The sequence below is a fragment of the Pseudomonas sp. SIMBA_067 genome (assembly GCF_046534675.1).
GTDB classification, from domain to species: Bacteria; Pseudomonadota; Gammaproteobacteria; order Pseudomonadales; family Pseudomonadaceae; genus Aquipseudomonas; species Aquipseudomonas putida.
The window spans coordinates 1-255 of sequence record NZ_JAWRYH010000851.1 but is presented as its reverse complement, the minus strand read 5'-3'; the positions used below and the strand labels follow the sequence as shown (position 1 = coordinate 255).

The following is a 255-nucleotide window of genomic DNA, read 5'->3' as shown; positions in this document are numbered from 1 at the left end:
CAGGTGAACACCCGGGTGCTCCTGGCTATAGGCACCGATGGCTTCGGCCAGTGGCAACGCGCGGTCACCCACGGTCGAGTCAATTACCCCCAGGTTGAGCGTGCCCCGCAGCTCGCCCTTGAGCGCCGCGGCATATTGCTCGAAGCCATCCAGCTCGGCCAGCAGGCGCAGGCTCTCCTGGTGGAACAGTTCACCTTTGCTGGTCAGGCTGAAACCGCCGCGCCCACGGTGACACAGGACAATCCCCAGCCCGCC

The 255-nt window shown here is 65.9% G+C and carries 1 pseudogene; it reads right to left on the bottom strand.

Annotated features, from left to right (window positions below):
• Window positions 1–255, bottom strand: a pseudogene (locus tag SB765_RS31605) (LysR family transcriptional regulator); the annotation flags it as partial.